The following is a 25,557-nucleotide window of genomic DNA, read 5'->3' as shown; positions in this document are numbered from 1 at the left end:
ACCACTCCGGGCGGGCGCACCACCTCTTTCTCACCATGGACATCAAACAACTCGGCCATTTTTACAAGGAAAGGCTCCTGAAAGACGTCGTCCCATTCTGGTTCCCCCGCGCCTACGATAAACAGCACGGCGGCCTTCTCCATTGCTTCGACCGCGACGGCACCGTCGTCGATACCGACAAATCCGTCTGGGCTCAGGGACGCATGGCATGGATGCTGCTGACCATGTACAACACCGTCGAAAAGAACCCCGACTGGTTGAAATATGCGGAAAGCGCGCTCAAATTCCTCGAAGACCATTGCATCGACCCCAAAGACGGCCGCATGTACTTCCACGTCGCGCAGGACGGCACCCCCATCCGCAAACGCCGCTACGCCTTCAGCGAATCCTTCGCCTCCATCGCCTTCGCCGCCCATGCCAAAGCTACCGGCAACGAAGAATCCGCCCGCAAGGCCCGCCACTGGTTCGACATCTTCACGGACATCAACTTCACCCCGGGCAAAATGGTGCCCAAAAGCACCGGCAACCGTCCGGCCATCGGCCTTGGCCCGCGCATGATCGCCATCGTCACCGCACAGGAACTGCGCCGCTTCCTCGGAGATGAAGACCGCTACTACACCGAATGGATCGACCGCTGCATCGACGACCTCAAAACCTACTTCCTGAAGCCGGACATCAAAGCCGTCATGGAAACCGTCGCACCGGACGGCAGCATCATCGACCACTTCGACGAACGCACCCTCAACCCCGGCCACGCCATCGAAGGCGGCTGGTTCATCCTTGAAGAAGCGCGCCACCGCGGCAACGACCCCGGCCTCATCGAAATCGGCTGCAACATGATCGACTGGTCGCTCGCCCGCGGCTGGGACGAACAGCACGGCGGCCTCCTCTACTTCGTAGACGTCTACGGCGGCCCCGTCCAAGAATACTGGCACAACATGAAATTCTGGTGGCCTCACGACGAAGCACTCATCGGCACCTGCCTCGCCTACATCATGACGGGCGACCAGAAATACGCCGACTGGCACGAAAAAATCAAAAACTGGTCCTTCTCCCACCTGCAGGACGCCGAATACGGAGAATGGTTCGGCTACTGCAACCGGGACGGCTCCCCGGCCAACACCCTCAAAGGCAGCCTGTGGAAATCCTTCTTCCACCACCCCCGCGCCATGTGGACCTGCGCCCACTACTGCGGAGCCTTCTGACCAGCATGCTGCCGGGAGCGGACGATCCGCACCCGGCAGCCACTTCTCTTCCATGACGCTGAAAAGCAGCCCGTTCCATGCATCACATGGAATTTAGACTTTTCAAATCCGAATTTTCGCCTACAATCGCAGCACATCCATGACCATGTTGAAAAAACTACTCATTGTGATCTTCTCCGCCGTGGGGCTCGCAAGCCTCGCGCAGGCGCAGAACTCATCCGAAAAAACAAGCTACCTTGCGCTGGAAGTCAACACGGGCCGAGTCCTCTGGTCCAGCAATGCCGAGCAGGTACGCCCTATCTCCAGCCTCTCGCAGGTTGCGACCGCACTCGTCACTCTCGACTGGATCCAGCGCCGAGGCATCAGCCTCGACCAGGCGATCACCGTCCCGATGGCCGTACAATCCATCAAAAAAACCAATCCGCTCAACCTTCGCCCCGGCGACCGCATCAAACTGCGTGACGCCGTATTCTCCACCGTACTGGCCGCCGACAGCGCATCCGCCTACACACTGGCCCATTACGTCGGAGCCGACCTCACCCTCCGCGCAGGCGGCGGCGACCCCATCCAGCTCTTCGTCGCGCAAATGAACAAACTCGCGCAGAGCATCGGCATGGTACGCACATCCTTCGTCGGCCCGCACGGACTCGACGTCTCCGGCCGCAGATCCGAATCCTGCGCCGTGGACATGGCTCTGCTCGGCATGTACGCCATGCAGAACGACGTCTTCCCCTTCATCGCCCGCCAGAAATCCCGTCAGATCGCGGTGGAAACCCCGGCAGGCGTACAGGAACACATCGTCAACAACACCAACCCCCTCATCGGAGTGGACGGCATCGACGGCATCAAAACCGCCAACTCCCTTGCAGCAGGCCCCTGCGCCCTCATCCCCGCCACCCGCCAGCCGGTCAAACGCACCAATGCGGCCGGCACCTCCGGCATCTACAACCAGCGCCTCATCATCGTCATCCTCGGCATGCCCGACGCCGGACAATCCAACCGCTTCACCTTCGCCAAACAGCTCGTTACCGACGGCTGGCGCGAATGGGATGCATGGCAGCGCGCAGGAGAATCCTACGCCAACCAAAAGGACTTCATCCGCTTCCCCTCCAAACCCGTCCACGCCTCCGGCAGCAGACCTGCCCAACCCAACATCCAGCAGCAGCCTGTGCAAACGCAGCCCGCACCCTCCGGAGTCAGCTCGGACTTCGCGTACTAAATATTTTATGAACATCGGCATCTTGAACAGCGGAGGCGATTGCCCCGGATTGAACGCAGTCATCGAAGGAGTCGTCGGCGCAGCATCGCGCCGCGGCTGGACCGTCATCGGCTTCCACGACGGTTTTGAAGGACTCCTCTCCACCGAAGACAATCCTCGCTTCGACACCCTCACCCCCGTCTCATGCCGCAACATCCGCGCCATGGGGGGCACCATCCTCGGCACCGTCAACAAAGGCAACTTCACCATCAAAGTAGGGGTAGGCCAAAAAGGCGAAATCGAACCTTCCGTACTGGAAGCCACCAAGGCCACCGTCCGCAGGCTCGGCCTCGACGCTCTCGTCGTCGTCGGGGGAGACGGCTCGCAATCCACCGCCCTCCTCCTCTCCGAAATCGGCCTCCCCGTCGTCGGAGTCCCTAAAACCATCGACAACGACCTCGAAGCCACCGACTACACCTTCGGCTTCCAAAGCGCGGTTGCCGTCGTCTCCGAATCCCTTGACCGCATCCGCACCACGGCCAACGCCCACCAGCGCATGATGGTCATCGAAGTCATGGGGCGCCACGCCGGCTGGATCGCCCTGCATGGCGGCATCGCCGGAGGTGCGGACGTCATCCTCCTCCCGGAAATCCCCTTCGACCTCAACAAAGTCGTTGCGGACATCATGCGCCGCAAGGAACAGGGCCAGAGGGAAATCCTCGTCATCGTCTCGGAAGGAGCCAAAATCGGCGACACCCTCTACACCCTCGATGCTGAAACCAAGGGAGAAGTCCGCCTCGGCGGCATCGGCAACCTCGTCGCCGCCAACCTGGAAAAAGCCACGGGCATCGAAACCCGTTGCTGCATCCTCGGCCACCTGCAGCGCGGCGGCTCCCCCATCGCCTTCGACCGCGTCCTCGGCACCCGTTTCGGATCCGCCGCCGTCGAACTCATCGAGCAGGGAAAATTCAGCCGCATGGTTGCCCTGCAAGGCACATCCATGACCTCCGTTCCCATCGAAGAAGCCGTCGAAACCCTCAACCTCGTCGACCCCCACTGCCAGCTCGTCACTACGGCGCGCGACCTCGGCATCTCCTTCGGCGACTGACCGGACAGCCACATCGCTTTCAAGCCGCCTTTCCACCCGGGAAGGCGGCTTTTTCATCTTTGAATCACAGCCGGATCAAAAAATCTGCAACGGCATACGCCACAAAGAACCCCTGGAACCGTCCCTCGCCATCCTCATCCATATCAATCCGGCCGATTGCCGGACTTCCTGCTCCCATCACCCGGAACCGCCTGTGGCTCCAAAACCATTACAGCACCTGCCCCGTCGTCTTGAAATGCAACTTCGCCACCTGCCCCAGCATATCCGCCCCGTACTGCCGCACAAACGCCTTCCCAGCCTTCACCACATGAGGCCCCGCGCCCAACGGCAGCTCGCATTGCCCGCCGGCGGCGGCATCCTTCAACCAGCGAACGAAACGCTCGCGAGCCAGAATCGAAGCAGCCGCCACGGCCACATCGCTCTCAGCCTTCGTCTTCTGCTCCAGCTCGATCGGCACCTTGCGTGCACCTAAAGCCTTGCGAAGCACCCACGGATTGGCGAACTGATCGCTCAACGCCCGCGGACAGGACGGCACCTTCTCATGCAAAGCGGCAATCACCCGTGCATGCCCCCAGGCAAGCAGGCGATTCAAATTCCCCATCTCCGCATAAATCTCATTATACCTCTTCGGCCCGATGCACACCACTTCGAAAGCAATCCCCGGCACCGCCACGATCTTCGCAGCCAGTCGATTGATCGCCGCCGCACTCTTCACCAGCTTACTGTCGCACACTCCGGCAGCGGCCAGCTTCTCCGCAATCGCGCCATCCGTATACACGCCGGCAATCACCAGCGGGCCGAAATAATCACCCTTGCCGCTCTCATCAATCCCGAAATGGGGCGTGGCATCCACGGCAACCTTTCTCGCTCCCGCCACCCCGGCCGCCACCGTCGAATCGGTACGGTGGCGAATCCCCGTCACGCGGGGTTCAAGCACAAACTCAAGAAACTCCTCCGTACCCTTCCCCTGCACCACGAGCTTATTACTCTTGGTATAAAAAGCGATCGAAACGCCCGGCCGGGTAAACGCGAAGGCCGCATATGGCACCTCCTTCGGCTCATATCCTCCCTCCTGCAACACCCGGAGCAGCTTCGCCGCCTCGTCGTCACCGATCACCGTTGAATAAATGGAACTCATGCGAACAGCAGAGTAATGGCCTTTCCGGACCAGGAGGTCAAGGAAATAATGAACTCGAAACACCCGAATTACGCAGAAATTCGATTTTGTGCAAAAAAAAGCGATACAGCCTCACTTTTTGCGAGACAAAGCTTCAAAAATGAGCTATATCTCTCCTAGCGTTAGCACAAACACCTCATCATACAACATGGCTAAGACATTAACTAAACGAGATCTCGTTAATCAGATCAGCGCCCACTCCGACCTCACTCAGAGTGATGTCTTCGACGTCATTCAGAAAGCCGTCGAAATCATCACAAAGCGCCTCGGCAAGGGTGACCGTGTCGTTATCCGCAACTTCGGCACCTTCCAGGTCAAGACCGTGAAAGCCAAAGTTGGGCGCAACCCGAAAAACCCTGCCAAGGATGTACCCATCCCTGCACGTTCTGTTGTCAAATTCAAGGCAGGCAAGACCCTGAAGGAAACCGTTGGCAAAATCGAAGCCTGAATCATTTCCGAGCTTTTACAGTGAAGCGCTCCCTTTTTCAAGGGAGCGCTTCGCTTTTTACAGAGAAAGCACATCCGGGAGCCACCCCCACTCCCCTCATTCTCCCACTTTATCATTGACATACAGGCACTACATGATAATATACGCCAATGCCTCTCTGCCGAAATTGCCTCTGCAGCATCACGAGCCTCCTCAGTATTGCGATGGCCGACCAAACAACGGAACAGCCGCGCCACGATTGGGAAAACGAACAAATCACACGAGTCAACACGGAACCGCCCCGAGCCTCCATCATGCCGGGAAGCGATCGCATCCAGATCCTGAACGGAGACTGGAAATTCCATTTCTCCATGACCCCGGACAAACGTCCGGCCGACTTCCATCGAACGGATTATGACGTCTCGGAATGGGACACCATCGAAGTGCCCTCCAACTGGCAACTCGCCGGATACGGCACCCCCATCTACACCAATGTACCCTACCCCTTCAAGCCCAATCCCCCCTACGTCATGGGAGAACCACCCAAGGATTGGCCCGCCTATGAAGAACGCAACTCCGTCGGCTCCTATCGGCGCACTTTCACCGTCCCCGAAAACTGGAAGAACGAACAAGTCATCCTCCGCTTCGACGGCGTCGAATCCGCCTTCTATGTATGGATCAACGGCGAAAAAGTCGGCTACGCGCAGGACTCCTACACCGCCTCCGAATTCGACATCACTCCCTACCTTAAGCCCGGAGAAAACACCATCGCCGTCGAAGTCTACCGCTGGAGCGATGGCTCCTACCTCGAAGACCAGGACTTCTTCCGCCTCTCCGGCATCTTCCGGGATGTCACCCTCTTCGCCCAGCCCAATCTCCACGTGCGCGACATCTTCTTCCGCGCAGGACTGAAAAAACCGGAATACACGACGGGCACCATTGATGCCGACATCACCGTCCGCAACACCGGCAAGGAAAACATCCCCGCCGGGAAAAAAGTCAATATCACCATCAAAGGCATCGAAGAAACCTACTCATGGTACCGCCCCTTCGGCCAAGGCATGTACAACCCGTCCAATGAAGGACAGGAACTGGGAACCTTCACCGTCGAACTTCCGTCCATTCCCGCGGGCGAAGAAACCACCGTCAACTGGCAAAAGGAATTTCCGAAAATCAAGGCATGGACAGCCGAAACACCGGAACGCTATCAGGTCTCCTACAGCATCGAAGGCAGTAACGACATCCGCAAACTCAACATCGGCTTCCGCAGCGTCGAAACGGCGGAAAACGGAGCCGTACTCATCAACGGTCAACCTGTCAAATTCAAAGGCGTCAACCGGCACGAAACCTCTCCTGACTATGGGCGCGCCATCCCCAAGGCGCAGATCCTCGAAGACATCCTCATCATCAAATCGCACAACATCAACACGATTCGATGCTCCCACTACCCCAATCAGCCGTACTTCTACGACCTGTGCGACAAATACGGCATCTACGTCATGGATGAAGCCAACTGCGAAGCCCACGGCATACGCGGCAGCGCCATGGACATCTCTCGCAAACCATCATGGGAAAAAGCCCATGTCGAACGCAACATGAGCATGGTACACCGGGACAAAAACCACGCCAGCATCGTCTTCTGGTCGCTCGGCAACGAATCGGGCAACGGCCCGAACTTCGAAGCCGCCTCCCGGGCCATCCGCGACTACGACAAAACGCGCCTCCTGCACTACTGCGAATTCCCCGCTGGCCACCCCGCCGTGGACATGGACTCCTGCATGTATCCGCCCGTCGAACGCGTCCTCCAATGGGGAACGCAGAAAACCTCCCGCCCCTACTTCGTCTGCGAATATGCCCACGCCATGGGCAATGCCCTCGGCAACTTCAAGGAATACATGGATGCCTTCGAAAGCTCGCCCCGCATGATCGGCGGCTGCATCTGGGACTTCGTCGACCAATCCCTCCATGCCAGCAAAGGAAAGGACGGCCAATACCGCGTCGCCCCCTTTGCCACGCGCACACTTGCCTACGGCGGCATGTTCGGCGACAAACCGAACCAGAACAACTTCTGCGACAACGGCATCATCCTCGGCAGCCGCGAACTGACCGCCAAAATCAAGGAAGTCAAACACGTATACCAATACGTAGGCTTCCAGCATAAAAACGGCACGCTCGCCGTCACCAACAAACACTTCCACAAAACCATGTCGGGCTACACCCTCCAGATCATCCCTCTGGGCCTCGGCGTGGACAAAAAAATCATCACCAAATCCTTGCCGACCCTCAAACCCGGAGCCTCCGCCAACATCCCTCTGGAACAGGTGCCGGCTCTCGTCCTCGTCAGGAACAGCAGCTTCGGATCACCCAACGGCAACATCGATCCCACCGATGCGCAGGATCTTGAAACGGCCGTCAACCATGCGGAAGCCTATGCCTACATCGACGGCCCCGCGGACAACTACTACATCGGCAGCGGAAAGAAAACAGACGGCACCGTCAACCTGCATATCGAAACCACGGACAACCGCATCATCGTCAGCCGCCCCGAAGAAGCGGACAAACCGAACTTCAGAGTCGAATTCGCCCACGGCATGCTGGAATCCTTCCAGTGGGGCGCTGAACAATTCATTTGCCCCGGCATGCCCGTACGCCTGCAGGCCTTCCGCGCTCCCGTGGATAATGACGCATGGATCCGCGGCAAGTGGATGAACACACTCAAACTGCATAACATCAAAAGCAAATGCCTCGCTATGACCAGTGAACAACTCCCCGGAGGAGCTGTCCGCATCGTCTCGGACATGGAAACCGAAGGCTCGCCCCTGCAGTTCCGCTACCGCATCGTCTGGACCGTCACGCGCCCCGGCTGCATCGATGTATCCGCACAAATCTACCCGTCCGAAAAAGGAGTGGAACTGCCCCGCCTCGGCTTCACATGGGGCATGCCCGCCCTCTTCCGGCACGTCTCCTACTATGGCCGCGGCCCGTGGGACAACTACTGCGACCGCAAAACATCCACATGGAAAGATGTCTTCTCCACCACTGTTGACGACATGTTCTTCCCCTACTCCCGCCCGCAGGAAATGGGCAACCGCACGGACGTCACCTGGCTCGGCCTCGGCAAGGCGCCTGCGGATGAACTCTTCTATGTCGGCGCAGCGTCCGGCTCCGACCTGCTGGAAACCTCCGTCAACTACTACACCGCGCAGGAACTCGACAAGGCGCGCTCCCTCGACAACCTGCCGAACAAAGACAAAGTCGTCGTCAATGTGGATGCCTTCCAGATGGGCCTTGGCGGGGCCTCCTGCGGCCCCCGCCCCATGGTGGAATACCAGACCCTCAGCAAACCCACCGCACTGGGCTTCACACTCTCCGTCCTGAACCAGGTCGAAGTCATGGCATGGCACAAGGAAATGGCCGAAAAAAACGGCATGGGCGTCTCCGAATCCACCGTTCCCCACACGCCCGTCATCGACCGGGACGAGGAAAACCGCATCACACTCACCTCCTCCACGCCGGAATGCAAACTCATGTACTCCATCAACGGAGGCGAAACGAAGGAATACAAGACTCCGTTCACGCTGGAACAAGGCACCGTCAAAGCATGGGCGGCCAACGGCAAAGACACATCCGTACCGTATGAACGCGCCTTCCATGCGGCAGCCACGCGATCGGACTGGAAAATCCTCTCCGCCTCATCCGAAGAGCCGGATACGGGCTTTGCCCATTACGCCATCGACGGAGACCCCAAAACATATTGGCACACCTCCTACACCAACGGCCTCCCGGGCTACCCCCACTCCCTCGCCGTCGACATGGGGAGGAAACAGAAATTCACCGGATTCATCTACACACCTCGCACCGACCTTCCCAACGGTCTCATCCAAACCTACGCCTTCTCCATCTCCGACGACGGCAAAACGTGGACACCCGTCAAAAACGGCAAATTCACCTACCACTACATTCGCAAAGACCCGGCAGAACAGAAAATCGACTTCGATGCACCCGTAGAAGCGCGCTACTTCAAATTCGATGCCCTCTCCCCCGTCCATGCAGACCATCCGTGGGCCACAGCCGCCGAAATCAACATCGTCGCACAATAAAACCAGAGCTTCCCATACAGGAAAAACGCACAAAGCCCCGCTCCTCTAAAATTGAGGAGCGGGGCTTCCGTTAAAAAAAATGGGATTACTGATGCAGGAACGAAGTCAGAGGACTCGTCGCCACGGCACGGCGGGATGAAGAAGCCAGCCCGGCTTCATACGCCATACGCCCCGCACGGCAGGACAAGGCAAAAGCCTGCGCCATCGCGCAGGGATCGCCGGCAGCCGCAATCGCCGTATTGATCAGCACCGCATCGGCGCCGATCTCCAAAGCTTCGGCCGCATGGCTGGGTGCGCCCAGGCCGGCATCCACGACCACGGGCACACTCGCTTGCTCGATAATAATCTCGATCTGCTCACGCGTCGTCATCCCGTGATTTGTGCCGATCGGAGCGCCCAGCGGCATCACCGCGGCCGTCCCCACATCCTGCAGGCGTCGGGCCAGCACGGGATCCGCATTGATATAAGGCAGCACCACGAAACCTTCCTTCACCAGAATCTCCGCAGCCTTCAGCGTCTCGATCGGATCGGGAAGCAAATAATGCGGATCCGGATGAATCTCCAGCTTGATCCAGTTCGGCAAACCTGCAGCCACCGCCAGCCGAGCCAGCCGCACTGCCTCTTCGGCAGTGGCTGCACCGCTGGTATTCGGCAGAATCAAAAACTTCTCGGGATCGATAAACTCCAGAATATTGGCGGCAGGATCATGCTTGCCCGTCAAATCGGCACGCCGCAAAGCCACAGTCACCACCTCCGAACCCGAAGCCTCCAGAGCATCCCTCATCACATCGGGCGAAGAAAATTTACCTGTACCGACCAACAAGCGCGAAGAAAACATGCGCCCGGCTATACACAAAGGAGAAGTGCCGTCTTGCATGACCGCATCATACTCCCTTTTCCGGCGGATGCAATGCGTATCCATCCTCATGACAATCCTCCCCCTTGCATTCCATCGTACAAAAAGCCATCATGTCATCGTTGTGCATCCATTTGAAAACAACGCGCCGTGGTGGATTCGACCCCAATTGTGGGGCCTCGACATCATGCTCGTTGCTCTCGCATGGGGATTGGCCTATTCCAAAATGCTCTGGATCATCGGCTTGCCGGGAGAGCCGCTCTTCCTCCTCTGCGTCTGCGTATGGGGCTTCGTCCTCATCATGCGCATGCTCAAAGTCATCATCTACAAAAGCGATCCTCATGCCTGCTGGCGGCCGGAATTCTATCAGGCACGCTTCATTCCTCTGGCCTACCTCATCATCGCAGCACTCCTAGCCGCCCTGTGGCTCGGATTGTATCAGGTCGGCATCGGCCTGCTGACCTTCTGCTCCATCCCGGCTCTTTGCACAGCGCTGGCCCTCATGGTACCCTACCTTTGGAAAAACAGAATCCTGCAAACCGCACTCATCGCCCTCAGCTTTGCCGGTGCATGCTCCGCTCCCGCGTGGTACTACTCGATCACCGCCCCCATTGCGAACATCATCCTCTTCCCGCCTACCCTCTGCTTTGCAGCACTCGTCATGCTCCACCTCCTGAGCCGCCATGCATGGCTTCAACAGGGACAGGAACAGAACCGCATCGTCGGCCTGCTGCCCGTCTTCCTGCTGGCGCTCCTGCTGGCCTGCCTCATCCTGGCAAACATCATGCCTCCATACGAAAGGTGCTTCTACTACACCATCGCCATCGGTGCAGCCTGCCTTCAGGTACTTGACCGCTACAGGCACAGAATGACCACCGACCAGCTCTTCGCCATCGGCTGGCTCAGCCTCGCACTCCCAGCGCTTTCCGCCTTCCTCTTCCAGAACTAGGAAGACATTCCCCCCGGCACTATACCAACGGAAGCAAACACGCTCCCGCAGAACATACGATTCATCGTACCGTCGCAAGACCTCGCCCCGGCCTCGTACAACCAGCCCCAGTGCTTTCAGGCAGGCACAGAAAAGGCTTACCCCGTAAAAGGAAGTCGCCCCGGTCTCGAAAGACCGGGGCGCCCCAACTACCCTATGAAACTAGACCCCACTTGAGGGCCCAAGGAGATTTTTAAGTCCGCTCCTCCGGACGAGCACAGTATAGCAGAATCGAATATCCGGTCAACACTTTTTTGAAGAAATCTGAAAAATAATTTGAGAAATTACAACAATCGAAACCATGAAATTTTCACCGTCAATCCTTCACGCAACTTTCATTTTTTGTCTAAAAAAATTCGCCATCCATGACACTGCCTGCCGCCCCCAAAACCAAAAATGAAAATCCCCCGCATGTGCAGGGGATTCGTCATCGGAAAACGGTGGACAACCTTATCTGCCGGGCACCAGCTCGAAGGAAAACCCTTTCAGATACTCCGTCTCCGGCAAATTCAGAAGAACAGGATGATCCGGACTTTGCCCATGCGTCTGAAGAAGGCGCAGAGTGGCAGGGGCATCCACCGCAGCCTCTCCGATACTCTCCCTGAACAGCTCGGCGCTCGCATGGTGCGAACAGCAGAAAGTCGAAAGAATCCCGCCCACTGGCAGCATCTTCATCGCACGCAGATGAATCTCCTTATAGCCGCGCATCGCATCGTGCAACGACTTCTTGCTGCGCGTAAACGAAGGCGGGTCGAGAACAATCAAATCCCACTTCGGTTCACCGCCGTTGCGCACCTCATTGGCTTCCTTCTTCAGGAAATCAAAAGCATTGTCCGCCACAGCATCGATCTTCACCCCGTTCAGCTCCGCATTGCGGCGCACGGAAGAAATCGCCTCTTCGGACACATCCACCGCCGTCACCGACAAAGCCCCGGCCCGCGCACAGGCTAGCGCAAACCCGCCCTGATTGCTGAAACAATCCAGCACCCTGCGGCCCTTCGCCCAACGGGCAACCTCCATATAATTCTGCAACTGGTCAAGATACAGCCCCGTCTTCTGCCCCGTCTGCAAATCCACAAGGAAACGCAAACCCCTGCCCTGCACATCGAACGGCTGAGGCTCCTCACCCATGGCCACATACACCTCCTGCTCCAGCCCCTCGGCCGCCAGCATCGGAGAATCATTACGCACAATCACCGCTCGCGGCTGCATCAAATCGCCCAGAATATTCGTAATCAGCTTCACGCGCTGCCACATCGCCACCGTCAACGTCTGCACCACCAGCACATCCTGGTAACGATCCACGATCAGGCCGGGCAAACCGTCCGACTCGCTCCAGACCAGCCGAAGCAGGCTCTCGCCCGGCATCAGCCTCTCGCGCAGCGCAATCGACTGACCCAAACGGCGCACGAAAAACTCGCGGTCCAAATCCTGCTTCCTGCGCGAAAACCTCCGGGCCACGATCTGCGACTGCGGATTATACATCGCGGAACCCAGATACCTGTCGCGGCCATCCTTCAAAGCCACCACATCGCCGGGCCGAGGATTGCCGAACACCTTGCGTACTTCCGAACCGTACACCCAATCGTGCCCCTGAAAAATGCGCGCCCGAGGCGCAACGATAAGACCTGCCATAACGCAGCCAAAGTACCTCATTTGCCCGCAACATACAAGAAATTTTGCCCGGCGGGAACAATAGACTGGAAAAAGCGCCTGAATGGAGTATGCTCACGGGTACAATGAACACCGAATTGTTACGCAAAGTATGCCAGACGCCCGGTGCGCCCGGCTTTGAAAACGCCATCCGCGAATTCATCATCAAGGAAATCACCCCCCTCGTCGACAGCATCAGCGTCGACAACATCGGCAACGTCATCGCCGTCAAAAAAGGCAAGGACTCTTCCAAAAGCATCATGGCCGCCGCGCACATGGACGAAATCGGCTTCATCGTCCGCCACATCGACGACAAAGGCTTCCTCCGCATCCTGCCCCTCGGAGGCTTCGACCCGAAAACCCTCACCGCCCAGCGCGTCATCGTCCACGGCACCAAAGACCTCCTCGGCTGCATGGGCGCCAAACCCATCCACGTCATGACCCCGGCGGAACGCGCCAAAATGCCGGAAGTCACCGACTTCTTCGTCGACCTCGGCCTGCCGAAGGAAGAAGTCGAAAAATACGTCTCCGTCGGCGATGCCATCACCCGCGAACGCGAACTCACCGAAATGGGCGACTGCATCAACGTCAAATCCCTCGACAACCGCGCCGGATGCTACATCCTCATCGAAACCCTCCGCGCCCTCAAAGCTGCTAAAACCCTCCCGGCCTACGACCTCTATGCCGTCTTCTCCGTACAGGAAGAAGTCGGCTGCCGAGGCGCACAGGTAGGGGCCCTGCAAATCCAGCCGGACTTCGCCTTCGCCCTCGACGTCACCATCGCGTACGACACCCCAGGCGCGGGCAGCCATGAAATGTGCACAGAACTCGGCAAAGGCACCGCCATCAAAATCTACGACAGCTCCCTCATCGCCGACCGCCGCATGGTCGCCTTCATGAAAGCCGTCTCGGAAGCCGAAAACATCCCCAGCCAGCTCGAACTCCTCGCAGCAGGCGGCACCGATGCCGGCTCCATGCAACGCTTCACGGCGGGAGGAGCCATTGCCGGAGCCATCTCCGTCCCCGTGCGCAACGTCCATCAGGTCATTGAAATGGCGCATAAAATCGACCTTCAGGCCTCCGTCGACCTCCTCACAGCCTGCGTCTCCAACCTCCAGCAGTGGGATTGGAACTGGGGTGCGGAAAACAAACCGCTCTCCAAAAAGGCATCATCGAAAAAGGCCGACAAAAAACCTGCCAAAAAAGGCAAAAAATAAACGGCTCCCTCCCTCCTCCGCAGCCGGTAACTTCCAGCGGCTGCGGAGGTCTGCTGCCTACCTGCCCTATTCGCGCTTCTCTCTTTCTGAATGGAACCTCTCTCCGCCGTTTCCAAAAACAGAATCCCGTGGATTGATCTGGCAAGAGTTTTGGCGATGTACTTCGTCATCCTCTCCCATACGCAAGGATCCGCCCCATGGTGCACCTTACCCACGCAAGGTGGCGTCATGCTCTTCTTTTTCCTTGCGGGGTACTTTTCTCCGCGAAACGCAGGAAAAAGCTGGAATCGGGTCATGTGGCTCGGTATCTCTTGGACCGCTTGGGCTGTGATCGCCGGATGCCTGGCTTATGTCACAGCCACATTATATCCGAACGATCCTCAGGCTACGGTATGGAAGGATCACCTCGGCGCGATATGGATTATCCGCAATGCCTTCGGCCTGGGCGAACACCCCTTCCTCGTCGTCCTGTGGTTTCTATGCAACCTGTTCGTTTATCAGACCGTCTATGCAGCATGCAGAATATACTGCTGGTGCACCCTCCATATATATTCTCTTGTTCTATTGCTCTTGATCCTCTGGGGAACGACTAACTATTCGATACCCTATATACACCATGCCGGCATTCTGTGCTTCCTCTCCGGCGCCGGAATGCGAAGCATCAAACCCGGCGATCTGGCTCAGGCCATGCGCAAACGCCTTTGGATACTGCTGCCCCTTGTCATTCTGGCATGGAGCGCCTTTTTCTTTCATGGGCAATCCTACCTCTTCGAAGCTCCTTGGACATGGTTGATGTTTCCCCTGTTGGCCGGTGGCGGCCTTGCTCTGCTCCTGCTTGCCCTATTCCTTTTCCCGCTCGGTGGAAAAATAACATCGTACCTTGCTCATATGGGGCCGGCTCTCATGTGGATTTACGGAGCCCATATTCCGCTCTACCGCGTCCTCAAAGCTGCCTTGCGAGCCATCGCCGGGCATCCTGTCGAATTGAACGCCGCGGCTGCTCTCATCTCCTTCTTCATCCTGTATTACCTGTACCTCCTTTTCCAAAAACTCTTTCCCCTACCCATGAGTATTCTTTGCCTTGGAGCACGGACAAAGCCGTTCCGCGCGACTCAACATCAAGGATAATCTGTGATTCGCACACAGGTTCATCACACACATCAATACGAAAGGCTGATCCCATCCAACGCCTCTTCCAATTCGGAAGAACCGAAATGGTCATTTTGCCCAATGCGCTTCAGCTCGTCTCCCCACACGTTCTGCATCCTTGAGAAAAGGTACTCATCCGGCATACGCACCCGGTCTCTGGCAATATCGGAAACCTTCCTCCCGCTCAAATACTCTTCCGCCTTCTTCTGCCTCTCCCTCAATACCGTCATGCGGACTGCCACGGCATCAGCAGAAGCCGTATCCTTCACGGAAGCCAGAGCCACAGTCATCTCCTCCAGAATAGCCATCAGCTCATAAAAATATCGGCGATACACTTCCTCCTGCTCGTGCGCCATCACCGGATCCGTGGCATACACCACCTCCGGAAACACACACAAGGACCCGAAAGCTTCAATGGCGGCCTTGACATCATCCGACAAAAGCCCCAGCACCCTCAACCGGGAAATTTCAAAATGCAAGGCCGTATCAATCACCCTGCTCTGAACTTCGTACCGTTTTTCCACACGGGCTTCGTCTTTGCAGGAAACAAGCATATCGCCGATATGCTCCTGCCAGCTCGCCTCCGTCCCCTCACAAATAGCTTCAAGCTTCGGTATCGCCGCAGAAGCCGTTGCTGAATCCGCAATCCCCTTCAACACATCGAGCATCTTCTGCTTTCCTGCAAGAATCTCCTGACGATATGACTCATACTTGCTTTCGGCAGGCACGGTCTTCCCGACGGGCAAAGGCATCGTCGCCAAATGCCAGGCCCTGGCAGCATCATCCTCACGGGGCAGTTCCTGCCCCTGCACATTCCCGATCAGCAACATCACACCCAGGGTAGTTGTCCATTGTGTCTTCATGGAACATCACTATACATCCACTCACACCACCACCAAGAATAAAATCGTACATTCTTCGGAAAAACACGGCATGACGAAAAAAGCCGAACAAACGCCACTCGTCATACCGGCAACCGTGGCGAAGCATCTCTACACACTCACTGCGCGTAACTGTGCATCGACGTAATCTTCGGCAGCAGATTCACCACGAGGAAAGTCACCAGCAAGGCGGCAAAAGCCAGAAACAGCACCACGCGACGTGAACGCAGCCTCTCCGGCTTGCGGGGAATATGGAAATACACCAGATACAGCCCCCATGTCACCAGAGACCATACCTCCTTGATATCCCATGCCCAATAACCGCCCCATGCGGCATCGGCCCATACCGCGCCCGACCACAAGCCGAAACTCATCAGCGGGAAACCGAGCAGCACCGTATCATGCGCGGCATCCATAAACTTATCCGACTCCCATCGCCTCCAGCACGACACAGCCACCAGCACCGTCGCCACCGTCATCAGCCCGTAGGACAGCAGATAAGCCGCCACATGCGGCACAAACCACGGCGACTGCAAAGCAGGCATCTGCCGCCACGAATCCAGCACGGGCATACACAACGCGCCGACCATGAATAGAACAGCAGCCCCGGCAAAATACCCAAGCAGCCACGCATGCTTCTGCACCTTCCATGAATAGAGATACGCCGGCCCCAGCACCAGCGGCACAATACACATCACATGGTGCATATTGCCGAATGGCGGAGCTTGCGCCAACTCCCAGTTATACGCCAGCAGCACGGCAGACACCAGCCAGCCCATCACGAAAAAGCGGAACGCCCAAGTTTGCCGCCTCTTGCACGCCAGCAGCATCGCCACGAAATTCAACGCCAGAATGGCGCACACCATCACATGAATCCAGTTCGTCTCATTCATACCGCTACCTCCGTCTGTTCGGATTGGGACTTCTTCCTCTTTGGCCACCAGCACCACATCGTCAAAGAAACGAGCAACCCGCCGATGCCATACATCATCCACACATCGCCATAGGAACGGCGTGCCAGAAACTGCACACAAAGAATACCCTTCTCATCACGCCGATTCAGCAAATAAAATATCCAATCCCCATACCCCAGCGGCTCATTCACCTTCATCGTAAACTCCTTCCTCTCCTTGCCATCTTGCACCACGCACATCGCCGTAAACATCTTGACCGGGGATTGCTCCTGCACTGCGACCCTCTCGTGATCGACAACATAAACCGATTGGGGCATATTACCCAGCTGAATGAAGTCCGACACAGGAATGGCCTTCAAACCGTCAAAACGCACCATACCATCCTCCACCTTCTTCTTCTGCAGCAAACTGTTCCCCTTCTCGCCTACCCGGTACAAAGAATAGTCGACAGGATCGTAATATTTCTCCTCGAAATCGCTCACACCCAAATGAAACCCCAGGGCAAACTCCTTCCCCTCGTCATTGAGAACCTTGTTTGTTGTCATCACACGCGGCGTTTCACCCGTCTTCATCACATACTGCCCGACCGGCAAATAGAGCAAAGCCTTCACCTCATTGAAATAATCCACATAAGCTCCCACACCCATCGCCACAAGCGCCAAATGCGCTACGGCGAGGCAAAGCTTCCGGCTCATCATGCGCGACAGCACAAACACCGCCACTCCGCCGCAAGTAGCCGCCACCAACACGAACACGGCAAACCAGAGCGCCGTCACCCACGACCAGAAAGAATCGAACGGCAGCCCGGCCAATCCGTCGCAGCCCGCCCATACCCCTGCCGCGCCGCCACAACAGACGAACAGCAGCAGCACAACCGAAGGCAATCGCCACCACCCCCGGCCGGAAAGCCGGAAAGCCGCATACAGGCACAACACCCCTACCACTCCGCCCAGCACCAGCATCACACCGCTGCGATACACCTGCGGCACCCCGTTAACCGGAGAAGCCCCGGTCACCAGAAGCAGCAGCACCGCAGCCAGCACCATCACCGCCACCTTCATCATGGCATATAAACTCGATTTATTCTCTTGCATCATCATAAAATCATCCTGCCTGCCTCAGCTCATCATGAATCCTCCGGCGCTCCTTCTCGATATGTTCATCCGTCGCACCGAACTGGCGCAGCAAATGCTCCGCCATCGACATCGCCACCTCGCACTCTCCGGCAAACACCACCGCCTCGCTCCCCTTGCGCAGACTATGAGCCTCACGCATAAACGTCGTATGAATCACCACGGCAATCTCCGGATTCAGCGCGCGAGCCGCCTCCATCACCTCATGGGCTGCAGCACCCGCCGAAGAAACGATCAGGCCGGATGCATGAAGCACCCCGGCCGCCGTCAGCACATCGCGCTGCCGAGCATCGCCATACACGGCCTTGATACCCTGCGAACGCAAATGCAGCACCGTATCGATATTCATCTCGATAATCGCCACATCGATATTATTCTCCACCAGAATCCGGCACATAATACGGCCGGAAGGCCCATATCCGATAACGATCACGCGCTGCTTATCCTCCTCCACCAGCTCATGCCTATCCTCCGTCGCAATCTTCGACCGACCTATCCCGCAACGCTCCAGCAAACGCAGCATCCCCGGAATACATCGATACAACAAAGAATTCAACGCAATCGACACCACAGCGGCAGCGATCAATGCATTACCCGCCACACTCGGCAGCACCTTGTAATGCACACCCATCGCACCCAAAATAAACGAAAACTCCCCGATCTGCGCCAACGCCACCGAAACGGACAACGCCAAACGCATCGGCTTCCCCAGCAACCGCACCACGACAAATGCCGCCAGCGGCTTGCCCAGCATCACGATCCCCAGAGTCGCCAATGCCAGCGGCCAGCTCTCCAGCAAAGCCACCGGATCGAACAACATCCCCACGGACAAGAAAAACAGCACCGCGAACGCATCGCGCATCGGCAAAGCCTCCGCCGCCGCACGCGCACTGAAATGCGACTGCCCTACAACCATACCGCTCAGGAAAGCCCCCAACACCATCGACGCACCGAAAAACTCGGCGGAACACACCGCAATACCCAAAGCCAGCACCAGCACCGACAGCGTAAACAAATCCCTGGTACCTGTCCGTGCCACCCACTTCAAAAACAGCGGAATCAACCTCTTGCCCACCACCAGCGTAAACACCACCAGCAGGCCCAGCTTCACCAGCGTCCACCCCAAAGCGACAAAAATCTCGCCTACCCCTCCGCCGGACTGGGACGGCCCCAACATCACCGGAAGCAGCACCAGCAGCAAAATCGTAAACAAATCCTCCACCACCAGCCAGCCCAATGCCACATGCCCGCTCGGCGTATGCAAATCCCGGTAATCCGCCAGCACCCGCGTCAGCACCACCGTACTCGCCACGGAAATCGCCATCCCATACAGCACGCCTGCCTCCCATCCCCAGCCGAACGCGTGGGAAACCACCGCACCCAGCACCGTCGCCACGGCAATCTGCACCATCGCCCCCGGCAGCGCCACACGCTGCACCGCAATCAAATCCTTCAAATGGAAATGCAACCCCACGCCGAACATCAGCAAAATCACCCCGATCTCGGCCACCTGATCCACCATCCCCTTATCGATCTCAATCCCCGGAGAATACGGCCCCACAATCATACCCGCCACCAAATAGCCCACCAGCGGAGAACAATGCAGCTTCTGGGCCAGGTACCCCAGCAGCAACGCAACGGACAACCCACCGACGAGAGCATAAATAAGTGGAAAATCATGTCCCATGTGAACGGAAGATTATGAAAAAACATCCCCTCCACGTCAAGAACCATTCAAAAAACTGACGTAAAAACCCAAACGGCAACCGACAGCACCGCCACACGCACAGCAAATACCGCTTGCCAGCCTCTCCGGCATCCGGTACACTCCCGGCATGCAGATCACCCTCGACACACCGCTCGACATGCACCTCCACCTCCGTGATGGAGAAATGGCTCGCCTCGTCACCCCCTGCTCGGCCCGCACCTTCGCCGGAGCCGTCATCATGCCCAACCTCGTCCCGCCCGTCACCGATTCCGCCGCCATGCGGGACTATGCCGAACGCATCCTCCAAGCCGCAGACGGATGCGACTTCCGGCCCTACATGACCCTCTTCTTCAAAAACCAGACCCGGCAGGAACTCGAAACGGCGCTCGCCAACCCTCTCTTCTTCGGCCTCAAACTCTACCCGGCCGGAGCCACCACCAACAGCGAAGGCGGCGTCAAAAACCTCGGAGAAACCGGCACCACCCTCCACCTCATGGAAGAAATGGGCATCCCCCTCCTCATCCATGGTGAAAGCCACGGCTTCGTCATGGACCGTGAACAGGACTTCCTGCCCGTCTACCGAAACCTCGCCACCCGCTTCCCCAAGCTGAAAATCAGCATGGAACACATCACCACCGCGGCTGCACTGGAACTGCTCGACGCCCATGAAAACCTTCATGCCACCGTCACCCTCCAGCACCTCCTCATCACCTTGGACGACCTCGCAGGCGGCATGCTCAAACCCCACCTCTTCTGCAAACCAATCGCCAAACGCCCCGCCGACCGCGATGCACTCCTGCAAGCAGCACTCTCCGGCCATCCCAAACTCATGTTCGGCAGCGACTCCGCCCCGCACCCCATCCATAAAAAAGAATGCTGCGGCTGTGCGGCAGGCGTCTTCACTGCCCCCTTTGCCCTCGCAAAACTGGCCGAAACATTCGCGACCCATCAATCGCTCGACAACCTGCAGGCATTCGTCTCCGGCAATGCACGCCGCATCTACGCCCTCACACCGCCCGACAAAACCGTCACGCTCGTAGACACCCCCATGACCATTCCCGCAGCCTACCGCGGATATGGACAGGAAATCGTCCCGATGGACGCAGGACACACCATCGGCTGGAGTGTCGCCTGATCCGGCCCCCGTGAAACGGCTCTCGCATAACTGTTATTTTTACATTCAACGAAAACACCCTTCTCCGGCGTCTCACCCTCTGAAACGTCGCCATGAAGGCACGTTGAAACCAGAAACAAAGTTATGCCTGAATTCTCCAATGCTTTCAGCGGGATGAAAGCCGACCGCAAATTGACCCACGAAGAACTCGTCCGCGCCATCCGATTCATGATCGCGGCAGAATATGAAGCCATCCAGCTCTATGAACAACTGGCAGACTCAATCGACCACGAACTTGCCAAACAGGTCTTGATTGAAATCTCCAACGAAGAAAAAGAACATGCCGGCGAATTTGCCCGCCTGCTTCAAGTCCTCGCGCCCGGAGACGAATCATACTACACGGAAGGACGCGGCGAAACAGAAGAGAAAATCAAAAAACTCAACGATCCCACAGCCTGACAACCGACACACCCTCCCACCTCCTGCCCTCACGAAACGACCGGAACCGCTGCCCGTTCCGGTCGTTTCACGTATGTAGACATCAATAGCACGCCATCGCAGCCGCTGAAAACAACAACAAGGGCCGCCAGCCCCAAACAAAGCCCGGAAAATCGACGCTTTCTCCAGCAAAACACAAAACCACGCAACCTACCCACCACACCGGAACCATCAAACCCGCCACGCGCCCAGCCGCAAAATCACGGCACAACAAAACCCTCGCGCATCCGTACTTGCATTGAACGCAAAAATAAAGCATACTCAAGCCGCATGAAAATCGCTGTCATAGGAAAAGGTGGGCGCGAACACGCGCTCGTGGAAACGTTGGCGAACAGCCCCTGCAAACCCGAAATCTACTCATTCCCCGGCAGCGATGCCATCCTCCGGATAGCCCAGCCCATCGATGCCCATGACCTCGAAAGTCTCATCTCCTGGATGAAAGGCAACAGCATCGACCTCTGCGTAGCAGGAGAAGAAAGCTACCTCGTCACGGGCGAAGGCCTCGCCAACCTCTGCTCTGAAGCGGGTATCCCCTGCTGGGGCCCCGTCAAAGAAAGTGCACAACTCGAAGCCAGCAAAGAATTCTCCAAAGAATTCCTCATCCGCCACGGCATCCCCACGGCCAAAGCACAAATCGCCTCCGATTATGATGAAGCCAAAGCCAAAATCGGCGGCACCTACCCCACCGTCCTCAAATTCGACGGACTTGCTGCCGGCAAAGGCGTCGCCGTCTGCCCGGATGAAACATCTGCCGATGAATTCCTCAAAGAAATCTTCATCGACAAACGCTTCGGCCCCGGCCGCCTCCTCATCGAAGAATGCCTCGTCGGTCCCGAAATCTCCATCTTCGGAGCCATCGTCGACGACCGCTACATGATCCTCTGCCCTGCCCGCGACTACAAACGGCTGGGAGACGGAGACATCGGCCCGAACACCGGCGGCATGGGAGCCGTAGCCTCCCGCCAGCTCGCCGACCCTGCCCTGCTCGAAACCATCGAACGCACCATCGTCGCCCCCACCGTCGCCGGACTCCGCAAAGACGGCCTCCCCTACCGCGGCTTCCTCTACTTCGGGCTCATGCTCACACAGGACGGTCCGAAAATCATCGAATACAACTGCCGCTTCGGCGACCCCGAATGCGAAGCCGTCATGCCCCTCCTCCGCGGCGACCTTGCCTCCTTCTGCCTCGCCGGAGCCAAAGGCGAATTCAAACCCGAACTCATCAGCTTCGACGAAGGTTGGAGCGTCTGCTGCATCCTCGCCTCCAAAGGCTACCCCGCCACCTCCCACTCCGGAGACCTCATCTCTGGCCTCTCCGACGTCACCGAAGCGCGCATCTACCACTGCGGCACCAAACTTGATGCAGATGGTAACTACCTCACCAATGGCGGCCGCGTCCTCGCCATCGTCGCCCAGGGAGCCACCCTCGACGAAGCTCGCAAACGCGCTCACACGGAAACATCCAAAATCACCTTCGACGGAGCCCAGCGCCGCACCGACATCGCCTACCGCTGCTTCGAATAAACCATCAACCGCAAAACGAACATGAACGACGACTCACTCGACTTCCTCACGGAAATCCTCGAAACGCCCAGCCCTACCGGGCATGAAATGGACGCCCAGCGTCTTTGGGCCGCCCAAATGAAAGACCTCACCGACGCCGTCAAGTGCGACGCCTACGGCAACACTTGGGCCACACTCAAAGCCAAAGGCAAAGACGTCAAAACCCTCCTCCTCGACGCCCATGCCGATGAAATCGGCTTCAGCATCCGCTACATCACCGATGACGGCTACCTCCGCGTCGAACGCCTCGGCGGCAGCGACGTCGCCATCGCGCGCGGCCGCCGCATCCGCTTCATGGGAGCCGAAGGCGAAGTCATCGGCGTCACCGGCAACACCGCCATCCACATCCGCGACGACGACGGCAAAAACCCCAAACTCTGGGAACTCTACGTCGACCTCGGAGCCAGCACCCGTGAAGAAGTCGAAGAACTCGGTCTCCGCATCGGCCATGTCGGCGTCTACTGCGACGGCCCCATGCTCATGAACGGCAAACGCCTCGTCTGCCGCGCCCTTGACGACCGCCTCTGCGGCTTCATCCTCACCGAAGTAGCTCGCAAACTCAAGGAAGACAAAATCAAACCCGCGTGGAACATCGTCTTCGGCAACACCGTCCAAGAAGAAGTCGGCTGCATCGGCGCACAAATGCTCACCCACCGCATCAACCCGGATGCCGCCATCTGCCTCGATGTCACCCACGCCACCGACTCCCCCGGCCTCGACAAAGGCCGCTACGGCGACGTCAAACTCGGCAAAGGCGCATGCCTCTGTCACGGCCCGGCTTGCCACCCGAAGATCAACGCGCGCATCGAACTTGCCGCCCACAAAGACAACATCCCCCTCCAGCACGAAACCAGCGGTCGCACCACGGGCACCAATGCGGACTCCATCTTCCGCTCCCACAACGGCGTACCCTGCGCCAACATCTCCATGCCGCTGCGCTACATGCACTCCCCCGTCGAAACCGCCGACCTGGACGACGTCGACACCACCATCGACCTCATCGTCGCCTTCATCAAAACACTCAAAAAAGACGACGACTTCGGCCACAGCCTGTAAAACTCACACTCCACAACCAACAAAAAGGAAAGAGGGCCAACCCCTCTTTCCTTTTTTTATAGACCTCATCCAGCGAACGAACGCAACCGCGTCACCCCCCTGCAACAGGACTTGAACAAAACATCCATCAACGCGGCCAACAAAAGCGAACACACGACCAGCAAGGCATATCCCAGCCACGGCGGCAGCCCATGAAAAAACGGAGCAAACCAATAACCGAAAAGAAAACGGTGATTCAACCACATCCACACGGAATAACGCCCCAACACCATCAAAGGCACCCGAACAAATATCAGATACCGGAAAAGATAAACGGAACCGATCAGCAACGGCAAAATGGCAAAACGTTCCCGAAAGGAAGAAAAAATCACATAACCGATCAATAGGAGACAAACACAAACCAAAGCCGTCCACCAAGCCCTGCTCTTGGAAACAGTAGAACAAAAACGCTGATAACACGCACCCAAACAGAAAACACCGCTATACGTCAGAACATTGGACACAAGGTGATACTCTCCGTTTGAATACATCAAACCCAAACAGGAAGGAAAAAAACGGGAAAAAACGAAAAACGCCACATAATGAGAACCGCAAGCCACCAGAAACAAACCGCACATCAGCAGAGCTACACTGACATCCATGGAAGGGAACCTTCGCCGCACATAAAGAAACAGCGGATAAAGCCCCATCGTCATACACAAAAAAACAGTCGCATACCACCAATCAATATACATCGGCTGCACCATAGTCACGGCCCCGGCATACACCCACATACTCCGATCCAAAGGCACCCAAGGAGTAGGAAACATGAAAAAAACGGCAGTTGCCAGAACAAAACAGAAAAGATAAATCCAATAAAAATGAGAACAACTATGCCATGCAGCCTTCCACACAGAACCTTCGTCACGCTCCAGCTTCGTCGAAAGCCCATATCCCGAAACAAAAGCGAACAACGCAATACAAGCCGCACACACAAATGAATCCGGGAACAGGAAATGCAGAGCAACCATCAAAAGAATAGCGATACCTTTAATGGTCAAGGAATCGTCTTTGGAAAGGGCGAAGAGAGAGAGTTTTCGGGAAGAGAGAGAGTCCTGATTGTTCACGCGAGTGACAATAACAGATCACAAGTTTCCGATACAAGAAAAAAGAGCGCAGGATCTCACTGGGAGGCACGCCAGGGCTTCTCGGCCTCATTTCAGCAACCAGTCTCATTCAACCTGACGCTTGTTGCGTTCACCATTCCACGCCCCCTGGCAGCATGACGTAGTCATGGTAAAGGCGTCAAAACTCACGCATCGTACAAACGAAGAAGCCCCGCATGCAATTAAGCAAGCGGGGCTTCATATAACATCCCGGCGGCGACCTACTCTCGCGGGACCTGTCGTCCGACTACCATCGGCGCGGCAGCGTTTCACTTCCGGGTTCGGAACGGGACCGGGTGGGACCACTGCGCTGTGACCACCGGGTTTCAGCTTGTTGAGGGCTGCCTATCCGGGAGTCATTGGTATGTGCGGGGATGTTATGTTGTTGTCTTCAGGCTCGTATGAGGAGGCTGACATCCGTGTGGCATGTAGTGTTTAATATTGAACTTGGCGTTACTTTCTTTGAC

Annotated in this window: 20 protein-coding genes and 1 rRNA gene; 12 read left to right on the top strand and 9 right to left on the bottom strand. The window is 57.2% G+C overall.

Translation table 11 applies throughout. The features are described from left to right. Nucleotides 1–35: 35 nt before the first annotated feature. From AC781_RS08900 to AC781_RS08890, 3 genes are all read left to right on the top strand, one after another. Complete coding sequence (locus AC781_RS08900; protein ID WP_067776798.1) at nt 36–1,205, top strand: AGE family epimerase/isomerase; 1,170 nt, start codon at nt 36–38, stop codon at nt 1,203–1,205. A 139-nt stretch (nt 1,206–1,344) separates the two neighbouring features. Next, nucleotides 1,345–2,424, top strand: coding sequence for a D-alanyl-D-alanine carboxypeptidase family protein (locus AC781_RS08895; RefSeq protein ID WP_067776795.1), 1,080 nt, complete (start codon nt 1,345–1,347; stop codon nt 2,422–2,424). Nucleotides 2,425–2,431: 7 nt separating this feature from the next. Beyond that, complete coding sequence (locus AC781_RS08890) at nt 2,432–3,511, top strand: 6-phosphofructokinase (protein ID WP_067776792.1); 1,080 nt, start codon at nt 2,432–2,434, stop codon at nt 3,509–3,511. A 208-nt stretch (nt 3,512–3,719) separates the two neighbouring features. Here the strand turns inward: AC781_RS08890 and rnhC are convergent, their stop codons facing one another. Beyond that, nucleotides 3,720–4,649, bottom strand: coding sequence for a ribonuclease HIII (rnhC, locus tag AC781_RS08885; RefSeq protein WP_067776789.1), 930 nt, complete (start codon nt 4,647–4,649; stop codon nt 3,720–3,722). 187 nt (nt 4,650–4,836) lie between these two features. Here rnhC and AC781_RS08880 point away from each other — a divergent pair, with 187 nt between their 5' ends. Both AC781_RS08880 and AC781_RS08875 read left to right on the top strand, forming a co-directional pair. Further along, nucleotides 4,837–5,136, top strand: a complete 300-nt coding sequence (locus AC781_RS08880; protein WP_067776786.1) for an HU family DNA-binding protein — start codon at nt 4,837–4,839, stop codon at nt 5,134–5,136. A gap of 149 nt (nt 5,137–5,285) precedes the next feature. Continuing rightward, a complete protein-coding gene (locus tag AC781_RS08875) occupies nt 5,286–9,215 on the top strand; it encodes a glycoside hydrolase family 2 TIM barrel-domain containing protein (protein WP_067776783.1) in 3,930 nt (1,309 codons plus the stop codon). 85 nt (nt 9,216–9,300) lie between these two features. On the opposite strand, the gene AC781_RS08870 is transcribed toward AC781_RS08875, so the two are convergent. After that, on the bottom strand, nt 9,301–10,092 hold the full coding sequence (locus tag AC781_RS08870) for a thiazole synthase (RefSeq protein ID WP_067777138.1): 792 nt from the start codon (nt 10,090–10,092) through the stop codon (nt 9,301–9,303). A 103-nt stretch (nt 10,093–10,195) separates the two neighbouring features. Here AC781_RS08870 and AC781_RS08865 point away from each other — a divergent pair, with 103 nt between their 5' ends. Further along, nucleotides 10,196–11,020: a hypothetical protein gene (locus AC781_RS08865; protein WP_141675849.1), complete on the top strand. Its 825-nt coding sequence runs from the start codon at nt 10,196–10,198 to the stop codon at nt 11,018–11,020. Between the two features lie 489 nt (nt 11,021–11,509). On the opposite strand, the gene AC781_RS08860 is transcribed toward AC781_RS08865, so the two are convergent. After that, nucleotides 11,510–12,694, bottom strand: coding sequence for a class I SAM-dependent rRNA methyltransferase (locus tag AC781_RS08860; RefSeq protein WP_067777135.1), 1,185 nt, complete (start codon nt 12,692–12,694; stop codon nt 11,510–11,512). 104 nt (nt 12,695–12,798) lie between these two features. Here AC781_RS08860 and AC781_RS08855 point away from each other — a divergent pair, with 104 nt between their 5' ends. Both AC781_RS08855 and AC781_RS08850 read left to right on the top strand, forming a co-directional pair. Next, entirely contained in the window at nt 12,799–13,929 is a 1,131-nt protein-coding gene (locus AC781_RS08855; protein WP_067776776.1) for a M42 family metallopeptidase, read from the top strand. 90 nt (nt 13,930–14,019) lie between these two features. Further along, on the top strand, nt 14,020–15,057 hold the full coding sequence (locus AC781_RS08850; protein WP_067776774.1) for an acyltransferase family protein: 1,038 nt from the start codon (nt 14,020–14,022) through the stop codon (nt 15,055–15,057). A gap of 32 nt (nt 15,058–15,089) precedes the next feature. Here AC781_RS08850 and AC781_RS08845 read toward each other — a convergent pair whose 3' ends face one another. The 4 genes from AC781_RS08845 to AC781_RS08830 form a co-directional block, all read right to left on the bottom strand. Continuing rightward, nucleotides 15,090–15,941, bottom strand: coding sequence for a hypothetical protein (locus AC781_RS08845; protein WP_067776771.1), 852 nt, complete (start codon nt 15,939–15,941; stop codon nt 15,090–15,092). Nucleotides 15,942–16,078: 137 nt separating this feature from the next. Beyond that, the gene (locus tag AC781_RS08840) at nt 16,079–16,852 is read right to left on the bottom strand and encodes a cytochrome c biogenesis protein (protein ID WP_067776768.1); all 774 of its coding nucleotides are present in this window, start codon (nt 16,850–16,852) and stop codon (nt 16,079–16,081) included. Beyond that, nucleotides 16,849–17,973 (bottom strand): cytochrome c biogenesis ResB family protein, encoded by a 1,125-nt coding sequence (locus AC781_RS08835; RefSeq protein WP_067776765.1) that lies wholly within the window; start codon nt 17,971–17,973, stop codon nt 16,849–16,851. The genes AC781_RS08840 and AC781_RS08835 overlap by 4 nt, the downstream gene beginning before the upstream one ends. 4 nt (nt 17,974–17,977) lie before the next feature. Continuing rightward, nucleotides 17,978–19,693 carry a cation:proton antiporter gene (locus tag AC781_RS08830; RefSeq protein WP_067776762.1) on the bottom strand — a complete coding sequence of 572 codons (1,716 nt, stop codon included), beginning with the start codon at nt 19,691–19,693 and terminating at the stop codon, nt 17,978–17,980. Between the two features lie 148 nt (nt 19,694–19,841). On the opposite strand from AC781_RS08830, the gene pyrC reads away from it, so the two are divergent. From pyrC to AC781_RS08810, 4 genes are all read left to right on the top strand, one after another. Beyond that, nucleotides 19,842–20,849: a dihydroorotase gene (pyrC, locus tag AC781_RS08825; RefSeq protein WP_067776759.1), complete on the top strand. Its 1,008-nt coding sequence runs from the start codon at nt 19,842–19,844 to the stop codon at nt 20,847–20,849. Nucleotides 20,850–20,972: 123 nt separating this feature from the next. Further along, nucleotides 20,973–21,287, top strand: coding sequence for a ferritin family protein (locus AC781_RS08820; protein ID WP_067776755.1), 315 nt, complete (start codon nt 20,973–20,975; stop codon nt 21,285–21,287). A gap of 309 nt (nt 21,288–21,596) precedes the next feature. Beyond that, a complete protein-coding gene (purD, locus tag AC781_RS08815) occupies nt 21,597–22,850 on the top strand; it encodes a phosphoribosylamine--glycine ligase (protein ID WP_067776752.1) in 1,254 nt (417 codons plus the stop codon). Between the two features lie 21 nt (nt 22,851–22,871). Next, nucleotides 22,872–23,945, top strand: coding sequence for a M42 family metallopeptidase (locus tag AC781_RS08810; RefSeq protein ID WP_067776749.1), 1,074 nt, complete (start codon nt 22,872–22,874; stop codon nt 23,943–23,945). 65 nt (nt 23,946–24,010) lie between these two features. On the opposite strand, the gene AC781_RS08805 is transcribed toward AC781_RS08810, so the two are convergent. Continuing rightward, nucleotides 24,011–25,051 carry a hypothetical protein gene (locus AC781_RS08805; RefSeq protein WP_067776745.1) on the bottom strand — a complete coding sequence of 347 codons (1,041 nt, stop codon included), beginning with the start codon at nt 25,049–25,051 and terminating at the stop codon, nt 24,011–24,013. Nucleotides 25,052–25,298: 247 nt separating this feature from the next. Next, nucleotides 25,299–25,414, bottom strand: a 5S ribosomal RNA gene (gene rrf, locus AC781_RS08800). Nucleotides 25,415–25,557 lie beyond the last annotated feature (143 nt).

The organism is Neoakkermansia glycaniphila (assembly GCF_001683795.1).
Lineage (GTDB): Bacteria > Verrucomicrobiota > Verrucomicrobiia > Verrucomicrobiales > Akkermansiaceae > Akkermansia > Akkermansia glycaniphila.
This window is presented reverse-complemented; position numbering and strand designations above follow the sequence as displayed.

Bases quoted from the DNA above. Each gene is read 5' to 3' on its own strand.
- AC781_RS08835 (WP_067776765.1), bottom strand. From the start codon at position 17,973: ATGATGATGCAAGAGAATAAATCGAGTTTATATGCCATGATGAAGGTG.
- rnhC (WP_067776789.1), bottom strand. From the start codon at position 4,649: ATGAGTTCCATTTATTCAACGGTGATCGGTGACGACGAGGCGGCGAAG.
- pyrC (WP_067776759.1), top strand. From the start codon at position 19,842: ATGCAGATCACCCTCGACACACCGCTCGACATGCACCTCCACCTCCGT.
- AC781_RS08860 (WP_067777135.1), bottom strand. From the start codon at position 12,694: ATGGCAGGTCTTATCGTTGCGCCTCGGGCGCGCATTTTTCAGGGGCAC.
- AC781_RS08840 (WP_067776768.1), bottom strand. From the start codon at position 16,852: ATGAATGAGACGAACTGGATTCATGTGATGGTGTGCGCCATTCTGGCG.
- AC781_RS08900 (WP_067776798.1), top strand. From the start codon at position 36: ATGGACATCAAACAACTCGGCCATTTTTACAAGGAAAGGCTCCTGAAA.
- AC781_RS08820 (WP_067776755.1), top strand. From the start codon at position 20,973: ATGCCTGAATTCTCCAATGCTTTCAGCGGGATGAAAGCCGACCGCAAA.
- AC781_RS08890 (WP_067776792.1), top strand. From the start codon at position 2,432: ATGAACATCGGCATCTTGAACAGCGGAGGCGATTGCCCCGGATTGAAC.
- AC781_RS08855 (WP_067776776.1), top strand. From the start codon at position 12,799: ATGAACACCGAATTGTTACGCAAAGTATGCCAGACGCCCGGTGCGCCC.
- AC781_RS08875 (WP_067776783.1), top strand. From the start codon at position 5,286: ATGCCTCTCTGCCGAAATTGCCTCTGCAGCATCACGAGCCTCCTCAGT.
- AC781_RS08870 (WP_067777138.1), bottom strand. From the start codon at position 10,092: ATGCAAGACGGCACTTCTCCTTTGTGTATAGCCGGGCGCATGTTTTCT.
- AC781_RS08830 (WP_067776762.1), bottom strand. From the start codon at position 19,693: ATGGGACATGATTTTCCACTTATTTATGCTCTCGTCGGTGGGTTGTCC.
- purD (WP_067776752.1), top strand. From the start codon at position 21,597: ATGAAAATCGCTGTCATAGGAAAAGGTGGGCGCGAACACGCGCTCGTG.
- AC781_RS08895 (WP_067776795.1), top strand. From the start codon at position 1,345: ATGACCATGTTGAAAAAACTACTCATTGTGATCTTCTCCGCCGTGGGG.
- AC781_RS08845 (WP_067776771.1), bottom strand. From the start codon at position 15,941: ATGAAGACACAATGGACAACTACCCTGGGTGTGATGTTGCTGATCGGG.
- AC781_RS08880 (WP_067776786.1), top strand. From the start codon at position 4,837: ATGGCTAAGACATTAACTAAACGAGATCTCGTTAATCAGATCAGCGCC.
- AC781_RS08810 (WP_067776749.1), top strand. From the start codon at position 22,872: ATGAACGACGACTCACTCGACTTCCTCACGGAAATCCTCGAAACGCCC.
- AC781_RS08850 (WP_067776774.1), top strand. From the start codon at position 14,020: ATGGAACCTCTCTCCGCCGTTTCCAAAAACAGAATCCCGTGGATTGAT.